1 protein-coding gene is annotated in these 247 nt (G+C 51.8%); it reads right to left on the bottom strand.

Features of this window, described 5'->3' with window-relative positions; all coding sequences use genetic code 11:
- Positions 1–247: immunoglobulin-like domain-containing protein (locus L8I05_RS29485; RefSeq protein ID WP_347341244.1), on the bottom strand; the 247-nt coding region annotated here is incomplete at both ends.

Here is a 247-nt window from a genome sequence, read left to right as displayed (position 1 = left end):
ATTGTTGTAAACATCGTTAGCCGGCGTCTGGAACACAGTCGAGCCGACGGTTTCACCAGCTTTGATGGTGATCGTTTGACCGTTGCTCAACGTAACGGTTACGTCAGTCTGCGCTTTGTTCGTCAGGGTCGCGGTGTAGGTAATCTCACCACCTTCAACCACGGACGCTTTATCAGCAGTCAACGTAACCGTGGTGTTATCGATCGAATCGGTGATGGCTGTTTCAGCCGCCTTCGGATCGGTTACT

Source organism: Pseudomonas sp. MONT-RG-20F-20-E-7-02, assembly GCF_022662395.1.
GTDB lineage: Bacteria > Pseudomonadota > Gammaproteobacteria > Pseudomonadales > Pseudomonadaceae > Aquipseudomonas.
Note: the sequence above shows the minus strand (reverse complement) of the source record. Positions and strands in the feature narration are given on the sequence as shown.